Genomic DNA, 4,413 nt, shown 5'->3' with positions numbered 1-4,413 from the left:
CCCTGATCGCCTTCCTGGCCTTCGGCGTCCTGCCGCTGATCGGCGTCGTCCTGCTCAGCTTCACCACCTGGGACGGCATCGGCCGGATCGTGCCGTCCGGACTGGACTCCTGGCGCGCCGTGCTCTCCAACCCCGGCCTCCCGCACGCGCTCTGGGTGACCTTCCTGATCATGGCGTTGTCGTGGGTCTTCCAGACCCCGCTCAGCATTCTGCTCGGCACGTTCCTGGCCGGCCAGCAGCGCTACCGCGGTCTGCTCGCCGTGATCTTCTTCGTGCCGCTGCTGCTCAGCTCGGCGGCCATCGCGATCGCCTACAAGGCGCTGCTGGACCCGAACTTCGGGCTCGGCGCCGGCGTGGGCATCGACGCGCTGGTGCAGGACTGGCTGGGCCGGCCCGGGCTCGCCCTGGGCGTGGTGGTGTTCGTGATCTCCTGGCAGTTCATCCCGTTCCACTCGCTCATCTACCAGGGCGGCGTGCGGCAGATCCCGACCACGCTGTACGAGGCCGCGCAGATCGACGGGGCCGGCCGGGTCCGGTCCTTCTTCAGCATCACGCTGCCGCAGCTCAGGAACACGATCATCACCTCGTCGACGCTGATCACCGTGGGCTCGCTGACCTTCTTCGACCTGATCTTCGTGCTCACGGCGGGCGGCCCCGGCGACGCCACCCGGGTGCTGGCGCTGGACATGTACATCACCGGGTTCCGTGGCAACCTGATGGGACCGGCCAGCGCGATCGCGGTCATCCTGGTGCTGGTCGGCCTCGGCCTGGCCCTGCTGCTCCAGCGCCTGGGCGGCGGCTCGGCGACCGCCAGCCAACTGGAAGGAGCCTGAGATGGCGACCGTGGTGGGCACACCGCCGTCTCAGTCCACGCGCGAGGCCCCGCCGGTGCGGCGCGCCCGCCGCAGCCGGTGGCAGGGGCTCAACTGGCTCGGCGGCTCGGCGTCCTGGGTCTGGCTGCTCGTGGTGATGGTCCCGATCTACTGGATCGTGATCACCAGCCTCAAGACGCAGAGCAACTATTACGCGACCAACCCGATGGTCCCGCCGCCGGACCCGACGCTCGAGAACTACCGCCTGGTGGTCGAGTCGGGCTTCCTGCGCTACTTCGCCAACACCGTCGTCGTCGCGGTGGGCACGGTGGTGCCGGCCGTGCTGTTCTCCTTCATGGCCGCGTACGCGATCATCCGGGCCCGCGGCCGCAGCCGCTTCCTGCGCTGGACCAACTCGCTGTTCCTGATGGGCCTGGCGATCCCGCTGCAGGCCACGATCATCCCGGTCTACCTGATCATCATCAAGATGAAGATGTACGACACCCTGACGGCGATCATCATGCCGTCGGTGGCGTTCGCGATCCCGCTGACCGTGCTGATCCTGGCCAACTTCATCCGCGACGTGCCGAACGAGCTCTTCGAGTCGATGCGGCTCGACGGCGCGACCGAGTGGGGAACGCTGTGGCACCTGGCGTTCCCGCTGACCCGGCCGGCGCTGACGACGGTGGCGATCTACAACGGCCTGCAGGTGTGGAACGCATTCCTGCTGCCGCTGGTCCTGACCCAGAGCCCGGACCAGCGCACGCTGCCGCTGGCGTTGTGGACCTTCCAGGGCTTGTACGGCGTGAACGTCCCGGCCGTGCTCGCGTCGGTGGTCCTGACCACGCTGCCGATCCTGATCCTCTACGCGGTGGGCCGGCGCCAGCTGCTGAGCGGCCTGACGGCGGGCTTCAGCAAGTAACCGCCCCCGTAGCCGCGGCGCACACCTGGCCCACCCCGGTGCGGGGGTGGGCCAGGCCGCGTCCGCGCCCGGGGACCGTCAGGGCTGAGCGAGCGCGCGCATCCGGGTGAAGGCATCCCGCATCTGGGCGGCCAGGCCGGTGTCGGTCTCCGCCTCCACCCAGCGGGCGAAGGCGATGTGGAAGACCCCGATGCCGGCCTGCGCGGCCAGGCTCGCGTCCGGCTCGGGGACGCCCCGCTGCCGCAGGCCCTCGGCCAGTGCTGCCGACAACCGCTCCATCTTGATCAGCTCGCGCTCGCGCAGCTCGGCGTTCGCGCTGATCACCGCCTGGCGGCGCCGGGAGTAGGCATGGTCGCGCCCCAGGAACGGCGTGCAGGCGTCCAGGGCCGCACCGACCGCGTCCATCGGACCGCCCGTCGCCCCGGCCAGGGCCGAGACCATCGTCTCCTGCAGCGTTTCCGACCCGGCGAAGAGCACCTCGCGCTTGTCGGCGAAGTGCCGGAAGAACGTCCGCGCGGTCACCCCGGCCCGCGCCGCGATCTCGGCCACCGTCGTCTGCTCGAAGCCGCGCGACGCGTACAGCTCCATCGCCGCCTCGCGCAGCCGGCCGGCCGCGTCGCCTTCCCATCTCGCCACGTCCGTGATTCTAGTCATGTCACATGGTGACATCGGCGTGTTAGCGTAGTGATGTCATCGAGTGACATGGAGGACGAGATGAAGATCTTCGTGACCGGCGCATCGGGCTGGATCGGCACCGGCGTCGTGCGGGAGCTACTGGCCAACGGCCACGAGGTGCTCGGCCTGGCCCGCTCCGGCGCGTCAGCCGACCGGGTGGCCGCGTCCGGCGCCGAGGTGCTGCGCGGCGACCTGGACGACCTCGGCAGCCTCAAGGAGGGCGCGGCGGCCGCCGACGGCGTCGTGCACCTCGGCTACAACCACGACTTCTCGCGGATGGAGGCCGCGGCGCAGACCGACCTGGCCGCGATCACCGCGATGGGTGAGGTCACCGACGGCGGGGCGCCGTTCCTGATCGCGTCGGGCGTGGCGGGCCTGAGCAATGACGGGCCCGCGACCGAGCAGACCGTGGCCGACCCTGCGTCGCACCCCCGCGTGGCCAACGCCCGGGCGACACTGGATCTCGCCGAGCGTGGGGTGCGGTCGATGGTCGTGCGGTTCGCGCCGACCGTGCACGGCGAGGGCGACCACGGGTTCGTGGCCGCGCTGGTCGACATCGCCCGGAAAGTTGGCGTCTCCGGCTGGATCAACGAGGGCCGCTGGCCGGCCGTGCACCGCGACGACGCCGCGGTGCTGGTCCGGCTGGCCGTCGAGCAGGCCGGGCCGGGTTCGGTCCTGCACGCGGTCGCCGAGGAGGGCGTGCCGACCAGGCTGATCGCCGAGGCGATCGGCCGCGGCCTCGGCGTGCCGGTCGAGCAGCGCCCCGCCGAGCACTTCGGCTGGCTGGGCCGCTTCTTCGGGATGGACGCGCCGGCCTCGAGCGAGCTCACGCGGCGGCGGTACGGCTGGACCCCCGTCCGGGCCGGCTTGATCGCCGACCTGGACGAGGGCCACTATTTCGCCGGCTGAGCCGCGATCACTGCCCGGTGATCGTGAACTGGGTGCCGGGCTCCCGCTCGATGTCGCCGTCGCGAGAGTTGGTGATGGTCACGTTGGACAACGTGGCATTGCCTCTCGCCCCACTCATCGCCAGGATCCCGGCGCCGTTGTTCGACTTGTCGATCCGGACGTTCGTGATGGCGACGTTCGGCATGTTGCCGCCGCCGGTCTTGAACTGGATCCCGTCGTACGTCGAGTCGGAGATCTCGGTGTCCCGGATGGTGACGCCGACGATGTCCTTGGTCGACGGGAACAACGTGATCGCGCCGAACTCCTGATCCTCGTTCCAGAACGCCCCGCCGGTGCGGAACAGCCCGTTGCCCGAGACCGTGGTGGTGCCCGAGAACGGCAGCGGGCTGTGGTCGGTCGCCAGCATGATGCCCGGGTAGTTGGCGGTGTCCGCGATCAGGTTGTTCTCGATCACGTTGCCGTACCCGCCGTAGATCGCCGCGCCGTTCGCCCGCCACGGCAGCAGGATCGTGTTGTTGGAGAAACGGTTGTCGTGGGCGATGTCCACGTTCTGGTCCTTGACGTACGGGTTGGCCCAGACCGCCAGTGAGTCGTCGCCGGTGGTCCGGAACGACGAGTTGAAGACCCGCGAGTTGCGCGTGCCGTTGGAGAAGTTGACGCCGTCGGCGTACGTGTCGCGGATCCGCATCCCGGTGAACTCCAGGCCGTCGCCCGGGTTCCAGTACGCGGGCGTGTCCGAGTAGTCCCGGCCGACCCAGGCGCCGACGTTGACGTGCTCGATCCACACGTTGCTGATCTTCGTGTTCTTGCCGAACCGGCCGTTGAGCCCGTGCCCGCGGTTGGCCCGGTTCGTCGTCATCCCGAAGATGCCGATGTCGGAGATCTGGGTGTTGTCATCGATGTCGAAGCCGACGTTGCCCTCGTGCGGGTGGTTGATGTTGCCCACCACGTTCTGCGGCTGCGTGTTGGTGTAGAGCTGCGAATACCACATCCCGGCGCCGCGGATCACGACGTTGCGGATGCCCTTCTGGTTGAACTGCCCGCGGGCGGGGTCGGGGGAGAGGATCTACTGCTCCTGCCGCCACAGCCCGGCCG

At 69.7% G+C, this 4,413-nt stretch carries 5 protein-coding genes; 3 read left to right on the top strand and 2 right to left on the bottom strand.

Annotation, left to right across the window (positions count from 1 at the left end; translation table 11 throughout):
• Positions 1-2: 2 nt before the first annotated feature.
• Both AB0M20_RS29185 and AB0M20_RS29180 read left to right on the top strand, forming a co-directional pair.
• Positions 3-833, top strand: a complete 831-nt coding sequence (locus AB0M20_RS29185; RefSeq protein WP_364303523.1) for a sugar ABC transporter permease — start codon at positions 3-5, stop codon at positions 831-833.
• 1 nt (position 834) lies between these two features.
• The gene (locus AB0M20_RS29180; RefSeq protein WP_364303522.1) at positions 835-1,734 is read left to right on the top strand and encodes a carbohydrate ABC transporter permease; all 900 of its coding nucleotides are present in this window, start codon (positions 835-837) and stop codon (positions 1,732-1,734) included.
• A gap of 78 nt (positions 1,735-1,812) precedes the next feature.
• Here the strand turns inward: AB0M20_RS29180 and AB0M20_RS29175 are convergent, their stop codons facing one another.
• Entirely contained in the window at positions 1,813-2,370 is a 558-nt protein-coding gene (locus AB0M20_RS29175; protein WP_364303521.1) for a TetR family transcriptional regulator, read from the bottom strand.
• Positions 2,371-2,448: 78 nt separating this feature from the next.
• On the opposite strand from AB0M20_RS29175, the gene AB0M20_RS29170 reads away from it, so the two are divergent.
• Positions 2,449-3,318, top strand: a complete 870-nt coding sequence (locus AB0M20_RS29170) for an SDR family oxidoreductase (protein WP_364303520.1) — start codon at positions 2,449-2,451, stop codon at positions 3,316-3,318.
• A gap of 7 nt (positions 3,319-3,325) precedes the next feature.
• Here AB0M20_RS29170 and AB0M20_RS29165 read toward each other — a convergent pair whose 3' ends face one another.
• Positions 3,326-4,327 (bottom strand): hypothetical protein, encoded by a 1,002-nt coding sequence (locus AB0M20_RS29165; RefSeq protein WP_364303519.1) that lies wholly within the window; start codon positions 4,325-4,327, stop codon positions 3,326-3,328.
• Between the last annotated feature and the right edge of the window lie 86 nt (positions 4,328-4,413).

This window comes from Actinoplanes sp. NPDC051633 (assembly GCF_040681735.1).
Taxonomy (GTDB): domain Bacteria; phylum Actinomycetota; class Actinomycetes; order Mycobacteriales; family Micromonosporaceae; genus Actinoplanes.
Note: the sequence above shows the minus strand (reverse complement) of the source record. Positions and strands in the feature narration are given on the sequence as shown.

Bases quoted from the DNA above. Each gene is read 5' to 3' on its own strand.
- AB0M20_RS29180 (WP_364303522.1), top strand. From the start codon at position 835: ATGGCGACCGTGGTGGGCACACCGCCGTCTCAGTCCACGCGCGAGGCC.
- AB0M20_RS29170 (WP_364303520.1), top strand. From the start codon at position 2,449: ATGAAGATCTTCGTGACCGGCGCATCGGGCTGGATCGGCACCGGCGTC.